The organism is Streptomyces sp. BBFR51, assembly GCF_044591655.1.
Classification (GTDB): Bacteria; Actinomycetota; Actinomycetes; order Streptomycetales; family Streptomycetaceae; genus Streptomyces.
Genome location: NZ_CP172448.1, coordinates 8275085 through 8296152, shown reverse-complemented (window position 1 = coordinate 8296152; position 21068 = coordinate 8275085). Strand labels below are relative to the sequence as shown.

6 protein-coding genes are annotated in these 21068 nt (G+C 72.6%); 3 read left to right on the top strand and 3 right to left on the bottom strand.

Features of this window, described 5'->3' with window-relative positions; translation table 11 throughout:
• Window positions 1-280: 280 nt before the first annotated feature.
• Together ACGH7X_RS37655 and ACGH7X_RS37650 are read left to right on the top strand one after the other, a co-directional pair.
• Window positions 281-3580, top strand: coding sequence for a family 78 glycoside hydrolase catalytic domain (locus tag ACGH7X_RS37655; RefSeq protein WP_399894611.1), 3300 nt, complete (start codon window positions 281-283; stop codon window positions 3578-3580).
• 108 nt (window positions 3581-3688) lie between these two features.
• The gene (locus tag ACGH7X_RS37650; protein ID WP_399894608.1) at window positions 3689-6913 is read left to right on the top strand and encodes an alpha-L-rhamnosidase; all 3225 of its coding nucleotides are present in this window, start codon (window positions 3689-3691) and stop codon (window positions 6911-6913) included.
• 63 nt (window positions 6914-6976) lie between these two features.
• Here the strand turns inward: ACGH7X_RS37650 and ACGH7X_RS37645 are convergent, their stop codons facing one another.
• A complete protein-coding gene (locus ACGH7X_RS37645; protein ID WP_399894605.1) occupies window positions 6977-7189 on the bottom strand; it encodes an MbtH family protein in 213 nt (70 codons plus the stop codon).
• A gap of 89 nt (window positions 7190-7278) precedes the next feature.
• Between ACGH7X_RS37645 and ACGH7X_RS37640 the strand changes: the two genes are divergently transcribed.
• The gene (locus tag ACGH7X_RS37640) at window positions 7279-8370 is read left to right on the top strand and encodes an alpha/beta hydrolase-fold protein (protein WP_399894602.1); all 1092 of its coding nucleotides are present in this window, start codon (window positions 7279-7281) and stop codon (window positions 8368-8370) included.
• Between the two features lie 47 nt (window positions 8371-8417).
• On the opposite strand, the gene ACGH7X_RS37635 is transcribed toward ACGH7X_RS37640, so the two are convergent.
• Both ACGH7X_RS37635 and ACGH7X_RS37630 read right to left on the bottom strand, forming a co-directional pair.
• Window positions 8418-10118 carry an ABC transporter transmembrane domain-containing protein gene (locus tag ACGH7X_RS37635; RefSeq protein WP_399894599.1) on the bottom strand — a complete coding sequence of 567 codons (1701 nt, stop codon included), beginning with the start codon at window positions 10116-10118 and terminating at the stop codon, window positions 8418-8420.
• Window positions 10105-21063, bottom strand: coding sequence for an amino acid adenylation domain-containing protein (locus ACGH7X_RS37630; RefSeq protein WP_399894596.1), 10959 nt, complete (start codon window positions 21061-21063; stop codon window positions 10105-10107). Before ACGH7X_RS37630 ends, ACGH7X_RS37635 begins: the two co-directional genes overlap by 14 nt.
• Between the last annotated feature and the right edge of the window lie 5 nt (window positions 21064-21068).

Here is a 21068-nt window from a genome sequence, read left to right as displayed (position 1 = left end):
CCCGCGAAGGAGTACGGCAACAGCCCTGCCGGGGCAGGGCCTTGACGCGCGGACCGCGTGACGGTCATCGCTCGGCCGACGTCATGGGTTCTCGTCCTCGGCCCCACGGCCTCGGTCCCACGGCACGACCGCTGTCACATCCCTTGATGCGGCCCACAGGGCGTGCATAGGATCGTGACGACGAGAATTGAATCGTTTCAAGCGAGTTCAGGCAGCCGACGCGAGGCACACGCGCGGTTCGTTCCCGCTGCGTCGGCACGGCGAGCAAAGGCGGATGCACATGACCGAGGACACGACCGAGGGCTGGAACCGCAGAGTCTTTCTCCGCGGCACCGTGGCGACCGCGGGCGCCGGTGTCGCTGCGCTGTCCACCGGCGGCGTAGCCGGGGCGACCGGTGCCGGGGCGGCCGACGGCCGGCCGGAGACGAAGGCGGGGCTCCGCGTCGTCCGCACCGGTGTCGAGTACGCCGAGAACCTGCTCGGCACGGACGTCGAACTCCCCCGCCTGTCCTGGGAGCTGGCCGCTCCCGGACACGGCGCCCGGCAGACGGCCTACCACATCCGGGTCACCCGGGACTCCGGTGGCCGGGGCCCGCACACCCACACGGTGTGGGACTCGGGCAGGGTCGCCTCCGACCGCAGCGTCGGCATCCCCTACGGCGGGCCCGCGCTGCTCCCCCGTACCCGCTACCACTGGCAGGTCCGGGTCTGGGACGCGGCGGGGCGCCGCTCCCGCTGGAGCGAGACCCGCTGGTGGGAGACCGCGCTCCCCGCCGACGGGTGGCGGGCGAGCTGGATCGGCGCCGAGGAGCCGCCCGCGCCGCCCTCTCTCGAGGGTGCCTCCTGGATCTGGTCCCCCGGCGCGACCTCGTCGGACGCCCCGGAAGGCACCCGCAGGTTCCGCGCCGCCCTCACCCTCCCGGAGGGGTTCGTGGTGAAGCGCGCAGTGGTGACCGCCACGGCCGACGACGACTTCACCCTGTACGCCCACGGACAGCAGGTGCTGCACGCACCCCAGCAGACCGACGGCTGGCGCAGCGGCCGCACCGCCGACGTCACGGAGCTCACGCGCTCGGCAGGCGACGAGATCCTGATCGCCGTCCTCGCCACCAACCGGCCCGGCGCCAGCGTGAATCCCGGTGGGCTCCTGGTCCGCCTCCTCGTGGAGACCGAGGACGGACACACCCACGAACTCCACACCGGGGACGGCTGGCGCACCACCGGCCAGGTGCAAGAGGGCTGGGAGCGGCCCGGGTTCGACGACGGCGACTGGGAACCGGCCGCCGTCCTGGCGCCCTACGGCCAGGGGCCCTGGGGCGGCGGCGTCACCGTCGCCACGCCCGAGGCGCCCGCGCCGCTGCTGCGCCGCGCCTTCACCGTACGCGGGCGCGTCGCGCGCGCCCGCCTGCACATCAGCGGACTGGCCTACTACGAGGCGCAGATCAACGGCCGCCGCGTCGGCACCCAGGTCCTGGACCCCGGCTTCACCGACTACGACGAGACGGTGCTGTACGCCGTCCACGACGTGACGGAGCTGGTGAAGCGTGGTGAGAACGCCATCGGGGTCACCCTCGGACGCGGCTTCTACGGTATGACGACGCCCAACGTCTGGAACTGGCACCGTGCACCCTGGCACGGCGAACCCCGTCTCCTCGCCCAGTTGGAGATCGACCACCCGGACGGGACCCGCACCACCGTGGCCTCCGACGGCGAGTGGCGCATCACCGAGGGGCCGACCCTCTCCAACTCCCTGTACGCCGGGGAGACCTACGACGCCCGCAGGGCACCCGACGGCTGGTCCCGGCCCGGCTTCGACGACTCGGGGTGGCGGCCGGCCGGCGTACGCGAGGCGCCCGGCGGCACGCTGCGTGCGCAGCCGCACGACCCGATCGAGGTCGTCGACACGGTCCGCCCGAAGGCGATCGAGGAGCTGAGCCCCGGCGTGTACGTGGTCGACATGGGCCGCACGATGGCCGGCTGGACCCGCCTCACCGTGCGGGGGGCCGCCGAGGGCACCGTGATCCGGCTCGTCCACGGCGAGAAGCTCAAGGACGACGGCAGTGTGCACGCCGAGACCGGGCACGTACCGGGCCGCTTCCAGACCGACGAATACGTGAGCGCCGGCCGGGACAAGGAGGTGTGGGAACCCGCCTTCTCCTACAAGGGGTTCCGGTACGTCGAAGTGCACGGCCTGCCCGGACGTCCGGACCCGGGGGACGTGCTCGGCCGCCTGGTGCACTCCCGGGTGGACGAGGTCAGCTCCTTCTCCTGCTCCGAGCCGTTCTACGAGTGGCTGGACAAGGCCATGCGACGCACCGTCCTGAACAACCTGCACGGCATCCCCACCGACACCCCGATGTACGAGAAGAACGGCTGGACCGGCGACGCGCAGCTCGGCACGCCCGTCATGACGTACGCCTTCGGGATGCAGCGCTTCCTCTCCAAGTGGCTCGGCGACCTCGCCGACAGCCAGACCGACGAGGGACAGCTCCCGGTGATCGTGCCCAGCGGCGGCTGGGGTTACGGCGATCTCGGTCCGTCCCCCGAGTGGACGACCGTCTATCCCTTCGTCGTCCGCGAGCTGTACCGGGTGTACGGGGACGAGCGGGCCGCCCGGGAGCACTGGGAGACCCTGACCCGCTACCTCGACTGGGAACTGAGCCGGCTGCGGGACGGCCTGGCCGTCACCGCGCTCGGCGACTACCTGGCGCCCGGATACGGCGGCAACCCGCCCGAGGACACCCGGCTCACCGCCACGGCGTATCTGCACCGGGCGCTGCTGTACACGGCGGAACTCGGCGAGGAACTCTCCGGGTTGCCCGGCGACAACGATGTCTCCGAGCGCTACCGGACCGCCGCCGAGAGTCTGCGCGGCGCGTTCAACGCGGCGTTCCTCGGCCCGGACGGTCACTACCGCACGGCCAAGGACCCGGACTACCGGCAGACGTCCAACGCGATACCGCTGGCGTTCGGGCTGGTTCCGCCGGGTGCCAGGGCCACGGTCCTGGAGAGCCTGGTGGCGGACATCGAGGAGCGCGGGGACCACCTGAACACGGGCGCTCTGGGCACGAGCGTGCTGCTGCGGGTGCTGTGCGCGCACGGCCGCCCGGAGGTCGCCCACGCGGTGGCGACCCAGCGCACGTATCCGAGCTGGGGCTACTGGCACGACAACGGCGCCGACACGATGTGGGAGATGTGGCCGCTGGACTCCCGCTCGCGCGACCACTACTTCCAGGGCACCGCCGCCCAGTGGCTGTACGAGAACGTGGCCGGGCTCAGGCCGGGAGACGCGGGATACCGCACCTTCACCGTCCGCCCCGACGCCCGTACGGGTGTGGACTGGGCGCGTACCTCGGTGCGCACCGTGCGCGGGGAGGCAGCGGTGGCGTGGTCCGCCGTCGCCGGCACGCTCCGGCTGACGGTCCGGGTGCCCGTGGGGTCACAGGCGGAGGTCCATGTCCCCGTGGCCGAGGGGACGCGCGCGACCGCACCCGGCGGCGCCAGGTTCCTGCGGTCGGTGCCCGGCTTCGACCTCCACCGGGTCGGCCACGGCACCTGGGAGTTCACCGGAGCCGCGTGACCCGGCCCGGACGTCAGGGACGTCAATTCGCCGGTTCGTCGGTTCGGCAGTTCGGCAATTCACACCCTTCCGACATGAATCGATTCATCCCCAAGGTGAGGAGTCATCATGATCAGCAGAAGGAACATCCTGGCGGGCGCGGCCGCGACAGCCGCGGCCGCCACTGCGGGCGCGGTACCCGCCGTGGCCGCGCCGGTAGCCGCGCCGGTGTCCGGACCGGTCGCGGCGCAGGCACGGCGGGGTGGCCTGCGGGTCACCTCGCCGACCGTGGAGTACGTCCGGCGTCCGCTGGGGCTCGACGTGCCACGCCCCCGGCTGAGCTGGCCGCTGGCGTCCGGGAAGCCGGACATGCGCCAGAGCGCCTATCAGGTCCGCGTCGCCACCACCCCGGACGGCCTGTCCGACCCCGACGTCTGGGACAGCGGCAAGGTCGTGTCCGGCGAATCCGTCCTCGTGCGGTACGCGGGCCCGGCGCTTCGCCCCCGGACCCGCTACCACTGGTCCGTACGCGTGTGGGACGGCGACGACCGGGTCTCCGGCTGGAGCACGCCCTCGTGGTGGGAGACCGGGCTGATGGACGCCGGCCAGTGGCGTGCCGACTGGATCTCGGCGCCGGCGAGCCTCACGGACGCGCCCTCCTTCGACGGGAGCTTCTGGATCTGGTACCCCGAGGGTGATCCGGCCGTCAGCGCTCCGGCGGCCACGCGCTGGTTCCGCGGGACCGCGGAGCTCCCCGACGGGATCACGGCGGCCACCCTGGCCATCAGCGCGGACAACGTCTATGCCGTCTCCGTCAACGGGGTCGAGGTGGCCCACACCGACCTGGAGACGGACCACGACGGCTGGCGCCGCCCGGGCGTGATCGACGTACGGGAGTGGATACGGGCCGGGAAGAACGTACTCGCCGTCCGCGCCGCCAACGCCACCGAGGGCCCGGCGGGGCTCATCGCCGTGCTCTCGGTCCACACCGCTGCCGGGGAGCACCGGGTGGTCACCGACGGCAGCTGGAAGGCCGCCGACCAGGAACCTTCAGCCGACTGGCGCGAAGCGGGATTCGACGACGGGGCCTGGCCGGCGGCTCGCGAGGCGGCCCCGTGGGGCGGCGGCCCGTGGGGAAGGGTCATTCCCTCGTCCTACGCCGTCAGCCTGGTGCGGCGCGAGTTCCGGCTCCCCCGCAAGCGGGTGGCCCGCGCGCGCCTGTACACCACGGCTCTCGGCCTGTACGAGGCCCACCTCAACGGCCGCCGCGTGGGCCGTGACCACTTCGCCCCCGGCTGGACGGACTACCGCACGCGCGTCCAGTACCAGACGTACGACGTCACAAAGCTGCTGCGGCCCGGCGGCAACGCCCTGGGAGCCCAGCTGGCGCCCGGCTGGTACGCGGGCAACGTCGGCATGTTCGGGCCGCATCAGTACGGCGAACGCCCGGCATTGTTGGCGCAGTTGGAGGTGGAGTACGCGGACGGCACGAGCGAGCGCGTCGCGTCGGGCACCGACTGGCGGGCCGCGTCCGGGCCGATCGTCTCCGCCGACATCCTGGACGGCGAGAAGTACGACGCGCGCAAGGAGCTGCCCGGCTGGGCCTCACCCGGCTTCGACGACCGGGCCTGGCTCGGTGTGCGCGGTGCCGACGGCGTCGGTCCCGAACTGGTCGTCGCACAGGTGGACGGCCCGGTACGCGTGGCCGAGGAACTGACCCCCAGGAAGATGACCGAACCCGAGCCCGGAGTCTTCGTCTTCGACCTGGGGCAGAACATGGTCGGCTCGGTACGCCTGCGCGTGTCGGGCCCCTCGGGAACGACCGTCCGGCTCAGACACGCCGAGGTGCTCAACGACGACGGCACGCTCTACACCGCGAACCTGCGGACCGCGTCGGCGACCGACACGTACACCCTCAGGGGTCACGGAGAGGAGACCTACGAGCCGTGCTTCACCTTCCACGGCTTCCGCTACGTCGAGGTGACCGGTTTTCCCGGCACCCCCTCGGCCAAGGCGGTAACCGGCCGGGTGATGCACACGTCCGCGCCCTTCACCATGAAGTTCGAGACCGACGTGCCGATGCTCGACCAGTTGCACAGCAACATCACGTGGGGGCAGCGCGGCAACTTCCTTTCCGTGCCCACCGACACGCCCGCCCGCGACGAGCGCCTGGGCTGGACGGGAGACATCAACGTCTTCGCGCCCACGGCCTCCTACACCATGGAGTCGGCCCGCTTCCTCACCAAGTGGCTCGGTGACCTGCGCGACTCCCAGACCTCGGACGGCGCGTTCACGGACGTGGCGCCCATGGTGGGCACGGTCGGCCACGGTGTGGCCGGCTGGGGCGACGCGGGCGTCACCGTCCCCTGGTCCCTCTACCAGGCCTACGGCGACCGCCGGGTCCTGGAGGACGCCTGGCCGTCCATCCAGGCGTGGTTGACGTACCTGGAGAAGAACAGCGACCACCTGCTGCGCCCGGCCCAGGGGTACGGCGACTGGCTGAACATCGAGGACGAGACCCCCAAGGACGTCATCGCCACCGCGTACTTCGCGCACGGCGCCGACCTGGCCGCTCGCACGGCCCGGGAACTGGGCGAGGACCCCGCCCCCTTCCTCGACCTCTTCGGCCGGGTGCGGGAGGCGTTCCAGAAGGCGTACGTCGGCTCCGACGGCAGGGTCAAGGGCGACACCCAGACGGCCTATGTCCTCGCCCTGTCCATGGACCTGCTGCCGGACGCCTCCAGAAAGGCCGCGGCCGACCGGCTCGTCGCTCTGATCAGGGCCAAGGACTGGCATCTGTCGACGGGCTTCCTCGGCACGCCCCGGCTGCTGCCGGTCCTGACCGACACGGGGCACACCGACGTCGCCCACCGCCTGCTGGAACAGCGCTCCTTCCCGAGCTGGGGGTATCAGATCGACAAGGGCGCCACCACGATGTGGGAGCGCTGGGACTCCATCCGGCCCGACGGCAGTTTCCAGACCCCGGACATGAACTCCTTCAACCACTACGCCTACGGCTCCGTGGGCGAGTGGATGTACACGAACCTGGCCGGCATCGCGGCGGGCCGTCCCGGTTACCGGGAGACGGTCGTCCGTCCGCGTCCGGGCGGATCCGTCTCCGCCGTCCGGGCCACGTTCACCTCGGTCTACGGACCCGTCTCCACGCGGTGGCGGCAGCGGGCCGGACGCTTCACGCTGACCTGCGAGGTGCCGCCCAACACGACCGCCGAGGTGTGGGTCCCCGCGTCCGGCCGGGAGGCGGTCTCCCGCGCCGACGGGACGTTCCTGCGCCTGGACGACGGCTGCGCGGTCTACCGGGTCGGTTCCGGCACGCATCGCTTCACCGCTCGATAGGCGCGGAACAGGCCCTGAGCCACGGGTGGGCTTGTGCGCCCACCCGTGGCCGACGTCAGGACGTCAGGCATCCATGGACTCGGCGAGGGAACGGGGGCGCAGATCGGTCCAGTTGGCCTCGACGTACTCCAGACAGGCGTCCCGGGTGTTCTCCCCGAAGACGGTCGTCCATCCGCCGGGCACGTCCGCGAAGGACGGCCAGAGCGAGTGCTGACCCTCGTCGTTCACGAGGACGAGGAAACGGCCGTCGGCGTCGTCGAAGGGGTTGGTACTCATGTGCGGTGCCTCCCAGGAAGATTAGGTTAGGCTCGCCTAATGGGCGATGAGCTTAGCCTTCCGACTTTCCGCTCCACAAGGAGACGTTCATGAGGTGGGTGGGGCAAGACACCTTCGCCGCGTTCGGACTGTCCGGAGCGCCCGGCAGTGACGCCTTCTGGGACGCGGTGAGGTCGCCCGCCGCGATACCGGACGGCGACGGGTGGGCGATGCTGTTCGTGCGGCGCGGGTCCGAGGCGGCGAGCATCGGCTTCGAGAGCTGGTCGGAGCCGGTGCCCCTGCTGCGGTGGGGCGAGACGGACTGCTGGTACGCCGAGGTGCGCATGCCCGCGCGGCTGCGGGTGACGTACCAGTTCCTGGTGCGAGACGCGGCGTACGCCGACCCGTTGAACCCGGCGGGCGCGGGCGGCGACCGCTCCATCGCCGCCACTCCGGACGCCCCGTCCCAGCCGCACTGGCCCCTCGTCGGCGCCGACGACGTCCTGCCGCTGCCCCGCACCCGGCTGCGCTGGAACAGCGAACGGCTCGGCGGGCGGCGCACCGTGCGGGCCCATCCGGTGGGCGGGGGCGGGCCGGTGGTCCTGCTGCTCGACGGGGACGACTGGCTGTACCTGCACCCGGCGTCGGCCGCGTTCGACTCCGCCGTCGCGAGCGGTGCGATGCCACCGGTCACCCTCGTCTTCCTCCCCGCCAGGGACCGGATGGCCGAGTTCGGATGCCGGCCCGCGCTGTGGGAGGCGGTCCGGGACGAACTGCTGCCGCTGGTGGCGGAGTCCGGCGTGCCCGCCGACCCGGAGCGGCTGGTGGTCGCGGGGCAGAGCCTCGGCGGTCTGAGCGCGCTGTACGCGGCGCTGGAGTTCCCGGACCTGGTGTCCCGCGTCGCCTGTCAGTCGGCGTCAGTGTGGTGGACGCCCGACGCCGGGGACCTGGCGGACCCGTTGGGCGGCCCGGTCGGCGGCGTTGTCGCGGCACGCCTGCGTGCACGGCCCGACCTGTCCGGTCTGCGCGTCGCCTTCGACGTGGGGGAACACGAGACGCGGATGCTCCCCCACTGCGCCCTGGTGGAGACCCTGGCCGAGCGGGCCGGCGCGACCGTGCGGGTCTCCCGGTCGGCATCGGACCACGACCGGGCGGGCTGGCGGCACGCGCTGCTGCGGGACGTCGCCTGGGCGCTCGCCTAGGGACCGGCGGCGGCCGGGGCGCCCTGTCGAACGTTGCCCGGCCCGTGCTACCGGGCCACGGCCAGGCAGTACTCCTCGTCGGTGGCGAGGAGGTTGCGGTGCGTGTCCTCGGCGGTGACGACGCCCTCGTCCAGGACGAGGACGCGGTCGGCGGCGTCGAGGAGGGCGGGGCTGCTGGTGATCACGAGGGTGGTGCGGCCCCGGCGCAGCTTGGCGACACCCCGCGCGATGAGCTGTTCGGTGACCGCGTCGACGGCCGTCGTCGGGTCGCGCAGGACGAGGACGTCGGTGTCGGCGGCCAGGGCGCGCGCCAGCGACAGGCGTTGGCGCTGGCCTCCGGAGAGGTTGGCGCCGCGGTCGCGGACGGCGTAGTCGAGCCCTTCGCTGTGCAGGTCGACGACGTCGGTGAGCATCGACGCCTCCACGGCCTCGGGGACCGTCCGGCTGGTGCCCGACGGGTCGATGTTCGAACGCAGGGTGCCCGCGAAGATCTCCCCGTCGTACGGGTTGACCAGCAGCTGCTCGCGCACCGCCTCGACCGCGAGGTCCGCGAGGTCCCGGCCGCCGACCCGCACCGCGCCCTCGTACGCGTCGGGCGGGACGTTCAGCGCCAGGATCGCCGCGAGGTCGGCCGCCGCGCGCGGCTGGTAGGCGGCGACGGCCACGAACTCGCCGGCGGCCACCCGGAACCGCACCTTGCGCAGCGCCCCGTGCCGGACGCAGTCGACCTCCAGATCCGCGTCCCCGGCCGGCCGCCCGGTCCCCGGCGCGGTGACCGGCGGCGCGGTGAGGACCAGTGCCATGCGCTCGGCCGAGGCGCGGGCGATCATCACGTACTTCGGCATCTCAGAGAAGAGCTTCAGCGGCTCCATGATGAACTGCGCGAGGCCCACGGCCATGACGAGTTCGCCGATGTTGATCCGGCCCTCGAAGGCCAGCCATCCCGCCGTGAGGGTCACGGCGGCGGCGAGGACCGCGTTGAGGGCCAGCGCGGTGCCCGCGTAGGCGCCGTTGACCCGGGCGACGGTGATGGACTGGTGCTTGGCCTCCGTGCTCACCCGGCGGTAGGAGCCGAACGCCGCGTGGTTGCCGCCGAAGCCGTGCAGCGGGCGCAGGCCGATGATCAGGTCGGCGACCTTGGCGCCCGCCCGCGCCACCCGGGCCTGCTGCTCGCGGGTGCTGGAGCCGATCCGTTTGGACATCACGCTCAGGATCGACAGGATCGCGACGGTTCCCACGATGACCAGCAGTCCGAGCCGCAGGTCGGCCAGGCCCAGCGCGAGAGCCGCGATCAGCACCGCGACCAGCGAGCTGATCAGCAGCGGCACCACCTCGATGATGTCGGCGGTCTGGTCGGCGTCCTCGGTGGCGATGGTCAGCACCTCGCCGGACTTCAGGTCGACGTCCCTGGCCACCGGCTGGAGTCCGCAGCCGGCGACCCGGACCCGCCAGCGGTGCGCCTCGGTCGTGTTGGCCTTCTGCAGGATCCGCATCCCGAACCGCCACGACAGCGACACGCTCGTGATGATCACGGCAAGGGCGGCGATGGAGACGCCCAGCGCTTCGGGGCTCCGGTCCCGCATGGTGTGTTCGACGATCAGGCCGAGCGCGATGGGGAAGGCGGTCTCACCGGCCTGGTAGAGGCCCATGAGCACGGTTCCCCAGGCCATCGCGCCGAGGTTGCGCCGCAGGGCGGTGCGCAGGATGTCGGACCCCGGGCGGGGCCGCTGCGTGTCAGGAGTTGTCATCGAGGTGGCGGGCAATCGCTTCCGGGGTTCGCAGGGTGAACAGATCGCGGATCGTGATCACTGGACCGTACTCCCGGCGGAGCAGCCCGGTCAGCCGGACCGCCAGCATGGAGTGCCCGCCGAGGGACACGAAGTCGCTCACGGCGCTCACCTCGTCGTCGTCCAGGTCCAGTGCCTCGGCGAACACCTCGCACACGGTCGCCTCGGTCTCCGTCTGCGGGCCGCGCTCCCCCGCCGTGGTCAGCGCGCCCAGCGGCTTGGCCTCCGGCAGTGCCAAGGTGTCGGCCTTCCCGTTCACGGTGAGGGGGATGGCGTCGACCTGGGCGTAGTGCGTGGGGCGCAGGAAGTCCGGCAGTCCGGCGCCCACTTCGGCGGCGACCTCGGCCAGGTCGGCGCCGTCCAGCACGAGATAGGCGGCCAGCCGGTACGCGCCGTCGACCTGCGGGTCGGGCTGGGCGACGGCGGCGGCGAACCGCACCGCCGGGTGGGCGGCGAACACGGCCTCGACCTCGCCGAGTTCGACCCGGTGGCCCCGGATCTTGACCTGCTGGTCGGTGCGGCCGAGGTACGTCAGGTTCCCGTCGGGCCGCCTGACGACCAGGTCCCCGGTGCGGTACATGCGCTCGCCCGGTGCGCCGAACGGGCACGCGACGAAGCGGTGGGCGGTCTGGGCGGGCTGCCCGAGGTAGCCGCGCGCGATGCCGATGCCCGCGACGTACAGCTCACCCGGGACGCCGTCGGGCAGGGGCCGCAGCCACGGGTCCAGCACGTACACGTCCGTGTTGTCGATCGCGACGCCCACCACGGGGTCCGGGCACTCGAAGGTGCCGACGCCGAGGGTGTTGATGGTGTACTCGGTGGGTCCGTACAGGTTGTAGCCGACGGTGCCCTCGGTCTCGGCGAGCCGCCGCCACAGCGTCGGGGTGACGGCCTCGCCGCCCAGGAGCACCAGCGCGGGCCGGCGGTCCGGGTCCTCCAGCAGTCCCTCGGCGACCAGTTGCTGCGCGTAGGTCGGGGTGACGTTGACGACGTCGATCCCGTGCTCCAGGCAGTACTCGACCAGTCGGGGCGCGTCGCGGCGCAGCTCCTCGTCGCAGATGTGCACTTCGTGGCCGTCGGCGAGCCACAGCAGCTCCTCCCACGACATGTCGAAGGCGAACGACACGGTGTGGGCGATGCGGAAGGTCCGGTGGCCGTGCCGCGCCAGCACCGGCTCGAAGATCCGGCGCCGGTGGTTGACCAGCATGTTGGTGAGTCCGGCGTACTCGGTCACCACGCCCTTGGGCTTCCCGGTCGAGCCGGAGGTGTAGATCGTGTACGCGGGGTGCCGCAGCCGGTCAGGATCGTCCGGCGCGAACGTCACGAGCGGCTCGGCCCCGGGCAGCGGACGGTCCAGCTCGATCAGGTCGCCGGTGAGCCGGTGCGCCACCGCGCTCACGGTGAGGACGACGTCTGGGCGGGCGTCGGCGACGATCGCGGCGATCCGCTCGTCGGGGTGGTCCAGTTCCAGCGGCACGTACGCGGCGCCCGCGCGCAGTACGGCGAACAGGGCCACGATCGAGTCGAGGGAGCGTGGGATCGCGAGACCCACCGTCGTCTCGGGGCCGATGCCGCGCCGGGCGAGCACGCCCGCCACCGCCCGGCTGCGGTCCCGCAGTTGCGCGAAGGTCATGGTCGAGCCGTGGGCGACGAGGGCCACCCGCTCGGGGGCGCGGTCCGCCGCGCGGTCGAAGCGGTCCACGACGGTGTCCGTGCCGACGTCGGTGCGTTCGGCGGGCTCGGGGGCGGGCACCGGGCCCGGGAGGGCGCCGATCGGTCCGGTGGACCGGGTCAGGTCGTCGAGGACGCGCAGGTACTCGTCGAGGAGACCCCGGGCGTGCCCGGTGTCGTGGTCGCGGTACTCCAGTTTGACGGTGAGCCGGTCGCCGGGGGTGACCACCCACGTGAACGGATAGTGGGTGGAGTCGTCGGCCCGCACCGAGGTGATGCCGTGCCGGGCGTTCATGTCGGCGAAGGCGTCCATGTCCAGGAAGTTCTGGAGGACGAACAGGTTGTCGAACAGGGTGTCGTGGCCGCCGGCCCGCTGGATCTCGCCGAGACCGAGGTGCTCGTGCTCCATGGCCTCGACCCTGGCCGCCTGTACGGCCGTCAGGTAGGCGCGCACCGTGTCGTGCGGCCGGGCCCGCGTCCACATGGGCACGGTGTTGAGGAGTACGCCGACGACGTCGGACAGCCCTTCGCCCTCCCGGCCGGAGACGGTCACCCCGAACACGGCGTCGGCGCGACCGGTGCGGGCACCGAGGAGGAGGCCGAAGGCGCCGGTCAGCACGGAGTTGAGCGTGACGCCGTGCGTCCTGGCCGCGTCCCTCAGCGCGTCCGACCGTTCGGCGGTCAGGGTGTGCACGAGCGCGCGCGGCAGGTCGTCGGGGAGGGACGGCGCCGGTCCGGCGAGCAGGGTCGGACCCGGGAGGCCGGCCAGGTGCTGTGCCCAGAAGCGCTCCGACGTGGCGGGGTCCTTGGCTGCGAGGGCGCGGGCGTGGTCCTCGAAGGCCGGCGTCGCCGGGACCGCGTCGAGGGGGGTGCCCTCGAGGACGGCCCGGTAGGCGTCGAACAGGTCGCGCAGCACGATCTCCCGCGACCAGCCGTCCCACAGCAGCAGGTGGTAGCTGAGCAGCAGTCCGTCGCGGTCGTCGGGCAGGCGCACCACGGTCAGCCGGATCAGCGGCGGCTCGCCGGGATCGAATCCCGTGTCGCGGTCCGCGAGCCGCAGGGCCTCGACCTCCGCGTCCGTGGCCGCCTCGACCGTGCGGACGTCGACCCGCCGTCCCGCGGCGAGGACCTGGACGGGGCTTCCGTCCGCGTCCGTGGTGAAGCCCGCGCCCACGGCCGGATGCCGTGCGATCACGTGGGCCATCGCCTGGGACAACACGTCGGTGTCCAGGCGCCGTTCGAAGGTGAAGTAGCTCTGGGCGACGTAGTGCCCGGCCGGGCCCGTCAGCTGTGCCTGGAAGAACAGGCCCCGCTGGAGGGGGGTGACGGGTGCCGTGCGCTCGGCCGTCGCGGCGGCGTCCGCGATGCGTTCCAGTGCGCGGCGCCAGTGTCCGGTGATCTCGTCGGGGACGCCCTCGGCGAGGGTGAAGGCCGCGTGCAGGCTGCCGGTGGCCGCGTCGGTCCACGCGTTCACCTCGACGGCGTACGGGCTGCCCTGGTCGCCGGCGGTGAGACGCAGGGCCTCGGACTCGGCGCCCCGGCCGAGGTAGTTGAACAGTACCTGCGGGCGGCCGTCGAGCAGCGGCGCGGTCTGCGGGTTGAGGTACCTGAGCCCGCCGTAGGCGACGTGCGCGTGCTCGTCCGGCTGGCGTTCGGCGACCTCGCGCGCGGCGGCCACGGGGTCGGTGTGCGGGGTGAGCCGTACGGGCGCGACGGAGGTGAACCAGCCGACGGTGCGCGTGTAGTCGTGGTGGTCGAGGGCCGGGACCCTGCCGTGCCGCTCCAGTTCGACCGCCAGATCGGTGGGCGTCGGCTGGATGCGGGTCAGCGCGGTGCGCAGCGCGCCGCAGAGCAGTTCGGTGAGACCGAGGCCCAGTGCGGCGGGCGCGGTACGGGTCACGAGGTCGCTCACGCCGGGGGCGAGTACGACCGTGGTCTCACGGAGGTTCTCGGCGACGGGCAGCGGTGCGGGGGCCCGGAGTGTGGTGATCCACTGGTCCAGGTCGTCGCTCGCGTGCGCGGCGCGGTACGTCAGTGCTTCGGCGTACTCGGCGTAGGAGGTGGTCGGCGCCGGCAGGGCGGCCCCGCGCATCGCGGCAGCGAGGTCGTCCAGCAGGATCAGCCAGGACACGGCGTCGACGGCGAGGTGTTGCACGGTGACCACGAGGGTCCGGCTCGCCTCCAGCCAGGTGAACGCGACGATGTCGCCCGACTCGGGGTCGAGCCGGGCGGCTGCCTCGTCGGCCGCCGCCGTCGCGTCGGTCCCGGCCGCGGCGCGGTCGACAGTGACCTCACGGACGGGTTCCGTCGAGAGCGACCAGACGCCGTGCTCGACGTGCAGTCGCAGCCGTAGGGCCGGGTGCGCGTCCACGACGGCCCGCGCGGCCCGCCGCGCGTCGGCGAACCCGGTCCCGTCGGGTGCCACCAGCGTCCTGGCCTGGGCGAACCGGGCGAGCGAGCCGCCCAGTCCCCGCTGGCGCAGGATGATCGGCGTGGGCGGCAGCGGCCCGTCCCTGTGGTGAGCGGGTGCCGCCGAGGTCTCGGGCTCCGGTGTGCGGATGCCCAGGTGTTCGGCTAGAGCACGGGGGGTCCGGAGCAGGAACACGTCGCGCGGTGCGATCGGCAGGCCGAGCGCCCTGGCACGGTTGATCACGGTGATGGCGACGATGCTGTCGCCTCCGGCGGTGAAGAAGTCGGTGTCGGCGTCCGGGGCGGAGCCGGGCAGCGTTTCGGCGAAGATGTCGACGAGTGAGGCGAGCACGGGGTCGTTGGGCCTGCCCGCGGGAAGCGCCGCCCCAGACCCGGCGAAGTCGGGCGCGGGCGCGTCACGGCCGGTCGTGTTCTTCTCGGCCGTCGCCCCGGCGAGTTCGGTCAGGGCCCGGCGGTCCAGCTTGCCGTTGACCGTCAGCGGCAGGACGTCCAGCGGCAGCACGCGGCCCGGCACCATGTGCGTGGGCAGTTTGGCCGACAGGAGCGCGGTGAGGTCGTCGGGCACCCGGCCCACGACGTGCGCCACGAGGTGGTCCTCGGTGTCCGCGACGGTCACGGCCACATCGGTCACTCCGTCGAGGTCCCGGATCGCGGACTCCACCTCGCCCGGCTCGATGCGGAATCCCTTGAGCTGCACCTGGTCGTCGGCGCGGCCGGCGAACTCCAGCTCGCCGTCGAGCGTGCGGCGGCCCAGGTCGCCCGTGTGGTACATGCGGGAGCCGTCCGCCGTGAACGGGTTCGCCACGAACCTGCCCGCGGTGAGCCCCGCCCTGCCCAGGTAGCCGAGGGACACCTGGTCGCCGGCGACGTAGATGGCGCCCACCCGACCGGGCGGCACCGGCCGGAGACGGTCGTCGAGCAGATGGGTGACGAGGCCGGGGATCGGGCCGCCGATCGGGCTGACGGGGCCGCCGGGCGCGAAGTCCGCCTCGGTCAGCGCCCGGTGGGTGACGTGGACGGTGGTCTCGGTGATGCCGTACATGTTGACCAGCTCGGGCGAGTCGGTGCCGTGCCGCTCGACCCAGCCGTGCAGTCGCCCGAGGTCGAGCGCCTCTCCCCCGAAGATGATCCGGCGCAGGGCGGGCAGCGGTTCGCCCGCGTACCGGTCGGCCTCGGCGAACTGGTAGAACGCCGACGGCGTCTGGTTGAGGACACTCACCCCGCGCTCGCGGACCAGCCGGTGGAAGTCGACCGGTGAGCGGGTCAGTGCGTACTCCGGGACCAGCAGCTCACCGCCGTGGGCGAGCGCTCCCCACAGCTCCCAGACCGCGAAGTCGAAGGAGAAGGAGTGGAACTGGACCCACACGTCGTCCGGGCCGAAGGCCATGTGGCGGCGGGTGTTCGCGAGCAGCGTCACCACACTGGAGTGCGGGACGACGACGCCCTTGGGCCGGCCGGTCGATCCGGACGTGTAGATCACGTACGCGGGGTCGTGCCAGCCGGCGCCGTGCCCGGGCTCCGTGGCCGTGGTGACCGGCGGGTGCTCGTCCCCCGGTACGAGCACGCGGGCCGGCACGCCCGCCCGGGCCAGCAGCCGGGTGAAGCGGTCGCGCTGCTCCGGGTCCACGAGGACGACCTGGGGAGCGGCGTCGGCGAGGACGTACTCCAGTCGCTCGTCCGGGTAGGCCAGGTCGAGCGGTACGTATGCGCCGCCCGCGCCGACGACGGCGACCAGGGCGACGACCTGCTCGACGGAGCGTGGGACGGCGACGGCGACCCGCCTGCCCGGACCGACACCGGCCGCGTGCAGGGCTGATGCCATCTCGTCCTTGGCCCGGGCCAGTTCGGCGTAGGTCAGGGACCGGGTCGTGCCGTCGAGGCCGCACTGGGTGACGGCGGTGGCACCCGGGGCTCGGCGCGCCGCGGCGTCGAACAGGTCGCCCAGGGTCGTCGGGGAGACCGGCTCGAGGTGTCCCGCTTCCCCGGACGGCAGTGCGTCGACCGGGGTGTCCGGCCGGGTGAGCAGGCCGGTGAGGGTCCGGGTGAACGTGCGCAGGATCTCCTGGGCGTTGGTCTCCCGCAGCAGTTCACCGTCGTAGATCAGGTTGAAGCGTGGCCGGCCGTCGGGGGTGCGCTCCACCACCAGGGTGAGCGGGTAGTGCGGGGCGCCCTCGTTCACGATGTCGGTGATGGCCAGCGTGTCGCCGGCCCGCCGCAGGCCGTCCGCGTCGGTCGCCACGTCGAACACCACCAGGGTGTCGAAGAGCGCCCCGGCACCGGCCCGGCGGGCGATCCTCGCCAGCGAGACGTGCTGGTGCGGCAGCACCGCGCTCTGGTGCGCCCGGACCGAGGCGAGCAGTTCGCCCGCGGTGGTGGTGGCGGCCCACCGGGCGCGCAGGGGGATGGTGTTGATGAACAGGCCCACCATGTCCTCGATGCCGGCGAGGTCCGCGTCACGGCCGGACACCGTGGAACCGAACACCACGTCCCTGCTGTGCAGGATGCCGCCCAGGGTGAGGGCCCAGGCGCTGTGCACGGCCACGCTCAGCGGCACACCGGCCGACCGGGCGGCCGCGTCGATGTCGGTGTCCGCCGCCACGGCGGTGTCGGCGAACCGGTCGGAGGGGGTGTGTCCCTCGGCTACCAGCGAGGGGCCGGGGAGTTCGGCGAGCTGCTCTCCCCAGACCCGGTCGCTCTTCTCGTCGTCGCGGGCGGCGAGCAGGCGTACGTAGTCCGGGAAGCCGGCGAGCGGGTACCCGCTGCCCGGCTTGTGGTACTCGGCCAGGAGGGTGCGCAGCATGGGCGGCACCGACCAGCCGTCGGCGATGATGTGATGCACGGTCTGCACCAGGACGTGCCGGCCGGCTCCGGTGCGGACGAGTGTGTACCGCATCAGTGGACCGGTGGCCAGGTCGAACCCGGCGCGGCGGTCCCGCTCGGCGAGGGTGCGGAGTTCGTCGTCAAAGATGCCGGGGCGGTCCAGCGTGGTGAAGGGCGCCTCGACGCCGTTCTCCAGCACGGAGACCACACGGCCGTCGGCCAGGGCCACGAAACGGGCGGCCAGGTTGGGGTGGAGGGTGAGCAGGCGGGTGGCGGCCGTCGCGAGCCGCTCGGCGTCCACCTCGCCCTCCAGTGTCAGCAGTTGCTGCTCGACGTAGCTGCCGCCCGCGTCGTCGTAGACCGAGTGGAAGTACAGGCCTTCCTGCAACGGGGTCAGCGGCAGGATGTCCCGCAGCGCCGGGCCGTCCAGGGCGTCGACGTCGGCCTGGGTGAGCGGCAGCGGGCGGAAGTCGCTGGGCGAGTGGCCGCCCCGGTCGAGCGCGGCCAGCCCGGTCAGGGCCTGTCGGAAGTAGGTGCCGAGCGTGGTGATGTCCGCGTCGGTGAACATGCCGTCGGGCCAGGAGATGGCGGTGACCAGCTCGTACTCGCCCGTGGGGGCCGGTTCGGCGATCGCGTTGAACTCCAGGGCGCGGGGCAGCCGCATGCCCGGGTCGCGCTTCTCGCCCAGCCGGCCCGTGGTGCCGGCGAGTTGCCAGTCGCCCGGTGTGCCCGCGTCGAAGCGGCCGAGGTAGTTGAATAGCACCTGGGGGGCGGGCGCGTCGAAGGCGGCCTGGGCCAGATGACGCAGGGCGCCGTAGGAGACGCCGTTGTCCGGTACTCGCGCGAGGTCTTCCTTGACCGCCTTGAGCGCGGCGGCCAGGTACTCGGGTGCGGTGGGGTCGGAGGCGGTGCCGGGGTCGACGGTCACCGGGAACAGGGTCGTGAACCAGCCCACGGTCCGTGACAGTTCCGGCTCGAAACCGGCGGACGGCGCCACGAACTCCGGCTCGCGGCCGTGGCCCTCGAGTTCGATGTGCGCGAAGGTCTGGTCCTGGCCGAGGTCGCGGCGCCAACGGGCGAGGGTGACGGCGAGCGCCGTCACCAGTACGTCGTTGACGCCGGCGTGGAACCTCGCGGGTGTCTCGCCGAGGAGTGCGGCGGTGGTCTCGGCGTCGATCGAGACGGTTCGTGTCCGCTCGCGTGCGACGGTGTCGTCCTCCGACAGCGCGCGTCGGCCGAGCGGTTCGTCCGTGCCCGGCAGTGGGCGCCGGAAGTAGGCGCTGTCCGCGTCGAACGCCGCGCGCTCCAGCAACTGGGTCCAGCGCCTGAACGACGTGCCGACCGGAGGCAGTTCGATTGGTGCGCCCGAGGTGAACTGCCGCCACGCGGTGGCCAGGTCCTCCATCAGCACCCGCCAGGACACTCCGTCGATCACCACGTGGTGGACGACGACGGCCAACTGCCGTGCCTCGCGGCGCCAGACGGCGCGCAGCATCACCCCGCCCGCCGGGTCCAGTCCCTGGGTGGCGAGCGCGACACACTCGTCGAGCGGCCGGTCGCTCTCCTGCCAGTGGGCCGCGGCCGGGTCCGCCTCGGGGATGTCGAAGCTCCAGCGGTCGCCGCGCACCAGCCCGGCGCGCAGCATGGGGTGCCGGTGGACGACGGCGGCGAGGATCGCGTCGAGGGCGTCGGCGGTCAGGTCCGCCGGGGTGTTCAGTACGACGGACTGCACGAAGCCGTCGATGGCGTCCGTGGTCTCGCCGAGCCACTGCACGACGGGCGATCCCACGACGGGGCCGGTCGCGACGTCGCGGTGGTCCACGGTCGTGGTGTTTTCGCGGCTCGCCACCGCCGCCAGCGCTCCGACGGTGCTGTGGGTGAAGATCTGCCGTGCCGTGACGTACAGACCGGCGTCGCGCAGCGCGCTCAGCAGCGAGATCGCCAGAATGCTGTCCCCGCCGAGCTGGAAGAAGTCCTGGTCGACCCCGACCTGGTCCAGTTGGAGCAGCGCCGCGACCGCCGCGCACACCGCGCGCTCGTTGTCGGTGCCGGGCGGGAGTACGGAGGCCGTGCCGATGACGGGCTCGGGCAGTGCGTTCCGGTCGAGCTTGCCGTTCGCGGTGAGCGGGAACTCCTTCAGCACGACGACGTGGGTGGGCACCATGTACTCCACCATGTGTTCGCCGGCCCAGGCCTTGACCTCGTCCGCGCGCAGGTCCTCGTGGCCGGCGGCCGGGATCACGTATCCCACCAGGTAGGTGCCGCCCGCCGTGTTCTTCTTCGCGACGACGCAGGTGTGGCGTACTCCGGGGTGCTCCGCGAGGCCGATCTCGACGTCCTCGATCTCCAGGCGCATGCCGCGGATCTTGATCTGGTTGTCGGCCCGGCCGAGGAAGTCGAGTGAGCCGTCGGGCGCGAAGCGCGCGAGGTCACCGGTCCGGTACAGCCGGGAGCCGTCGTCGGCGAAGGGGTTCGCCACGAACCGGGAGGCGGTCAGCCCCGGGGCGCCCACGTAGCCGCGTCCCAGGAGGAGGCCGCCCGCGTACAGTTCGCCGCCGACGCCGACGGGGACCGGGCGCAGCTCCTCGTCCAGGACGTACAGCTGGGTGTTGGGGTTGGCCCTGCCGATCGATGTCGACAGGCGTTCGGCCTCGCCCCGGTAGATGACGTGGGAGACGCCGATCGTCGTCTCGGCGGGTCCGTAGCCGTGGTAGAGGGGGATGTCGAGCCGGGTGCGGAAGCGTTCGTACAGTTCGGGTGTGAGCACCTCGCCGCCGCACCAGACGTGCCGGAGGCTGTCGAGACGCCCCGAGTCGCCGGCCATCTCCAGCAGCACGTCCAGCATGGAGGACACCAGGTAGGTGAAGGTGACGCGCTGTTCGGCGATCACGCCGAGCAGGTGGTGCGGGTCGCGTTCGCCGCCGGGCCGCAGGACGACGAGCCGGCCGCCGCTGACGAGGGGCAGGAAGATCTCGTTGATGGAGATGTCGAAGGACAGCGGTGCCTTGAACAGCGACGCGTCGTCGTGGCCGAAGCCCAGGATCTCGTGGATCTGCCACAGCAGGCGCTCGCTGATCGCCTCGTGCCGGATCATGGCGCCCTTGGGCCGCCCGGTGGAACCGGAGGTGAAGATCACGTACGCCAGGGCGTCGCCGTGCACGGTGACGTCCGCCTCGTCGGTGGAGTGGGCGGCGAACCGCCAGTCGCCGAGGTCCACGGCCACGGCGTCCGGTTCGTCCGGGGCGTGCTCGCCCGAACCGTTGAGCTGGACGACCACCCCAGCGTCCTCGATGACGACGGCCCGGCGCTCGGCGGGCCAGTGCGGATCGAGCGGGACGAACGCGCCGCCCGCCCGGAGCACGCCGAGCAGCCCGATCACCATGTCGGCGGAGCGTTCCAGGGAGATGCCGACGACCTGCTCGGCGGTGAGCCCGCGTTCGATCAGGTGGTGGGCCAACTGGGAAGAAAGGTCGGCAACCTGACGGTAGGTCAGCGATCGGTGCTCGTCGACGACGGCCACCGTGTCCGGCCTGGTGCGTGCCTGTTCGCGGAACATCTCCACCAGGGTGGGGCGGACCCGGTCGGCGCCGGTGTCGTTCCACCTGGTCAGGTCCGCCAGCCGCGCGGCCGCTCCGGAAGGGCCGATGGTGCCCAGGGGGCGGTCCGGGAAGTCGGCCAGGTCGTCGAGTGCGAGTTGCGCTTCGCCCGGCACCACGCCGTCCGGGAGGGTGATGCTCCGGCCGTCCTCGCCGATGCTCCAACCGCCGGGCGCCGCACCTGCGTTGCCGACCCGGCCGAGCACGTCGGTGAACAGGGTGGCCGGGGTGAGGTCGAGTCCTGCGGGGCCTCGGCCCGTGGCCCAGTACGACAGCCCGATGGCGCACGCCTCGGCGACGGCCTGGTCGGAGAAGTCGCCGGTGCGCCGGCGTATGTCGGTCAGGTGCCCGGGAGAAAGCCGTACGAGACGAGCGGTCGGTTCCATCATCGAAG

What these genes read in the sequence shown, in the direction of transcription:
- ACGH7X_RS37655 (WP_399894611.1), top strand. Translation starts at nt 281, where the DNA reads ATGACCGAGGACACGACCGAGGGCTGGAACCGCAGAGTCTTTCTCCGC.
- ACGH7X_RS37650 (WP_399894608.1), top strand. Translation starts at nt 3,689, where the DNA reads ATGATCAGCAGAAGGAACATCCTGGCGGGCGCGGCCGCGACAGCCGCG.
- ACGH7X_RS37645 (WP_399894605.1), bottom strand. Translation starts at nt 7,189, where the DNA reads ATGAGTACCAACCCCTTCGACGACGCCGACGGCCGTTTCCTCGTCCTC.
- ACGH7X_RS37640 (WP_399894602.1), top strand. Translation starts at nt 7,279, where the DNA reads ATGAGGTGGGTGGGGCAAGACACCTTCGCCGCGTTCGGACTGTCCGGA.
- ACGH7X_RS37635 (WP_399894599.1), bottom strand. Translation starts at nt 10,118, where the DNA reads ATGACAACTCCTGACACGCAGCGGCCCCGCCCGGGGTCCGACATCCTG.
- ACGH7X_RS37630 (WP_399894596.1), bottom strand. Translation starts at nt 21,063, where the DNA reads ATGATGGAACCGACCGCTCGTCTCGTACGGCTTTCTCCCGGGCACCTG.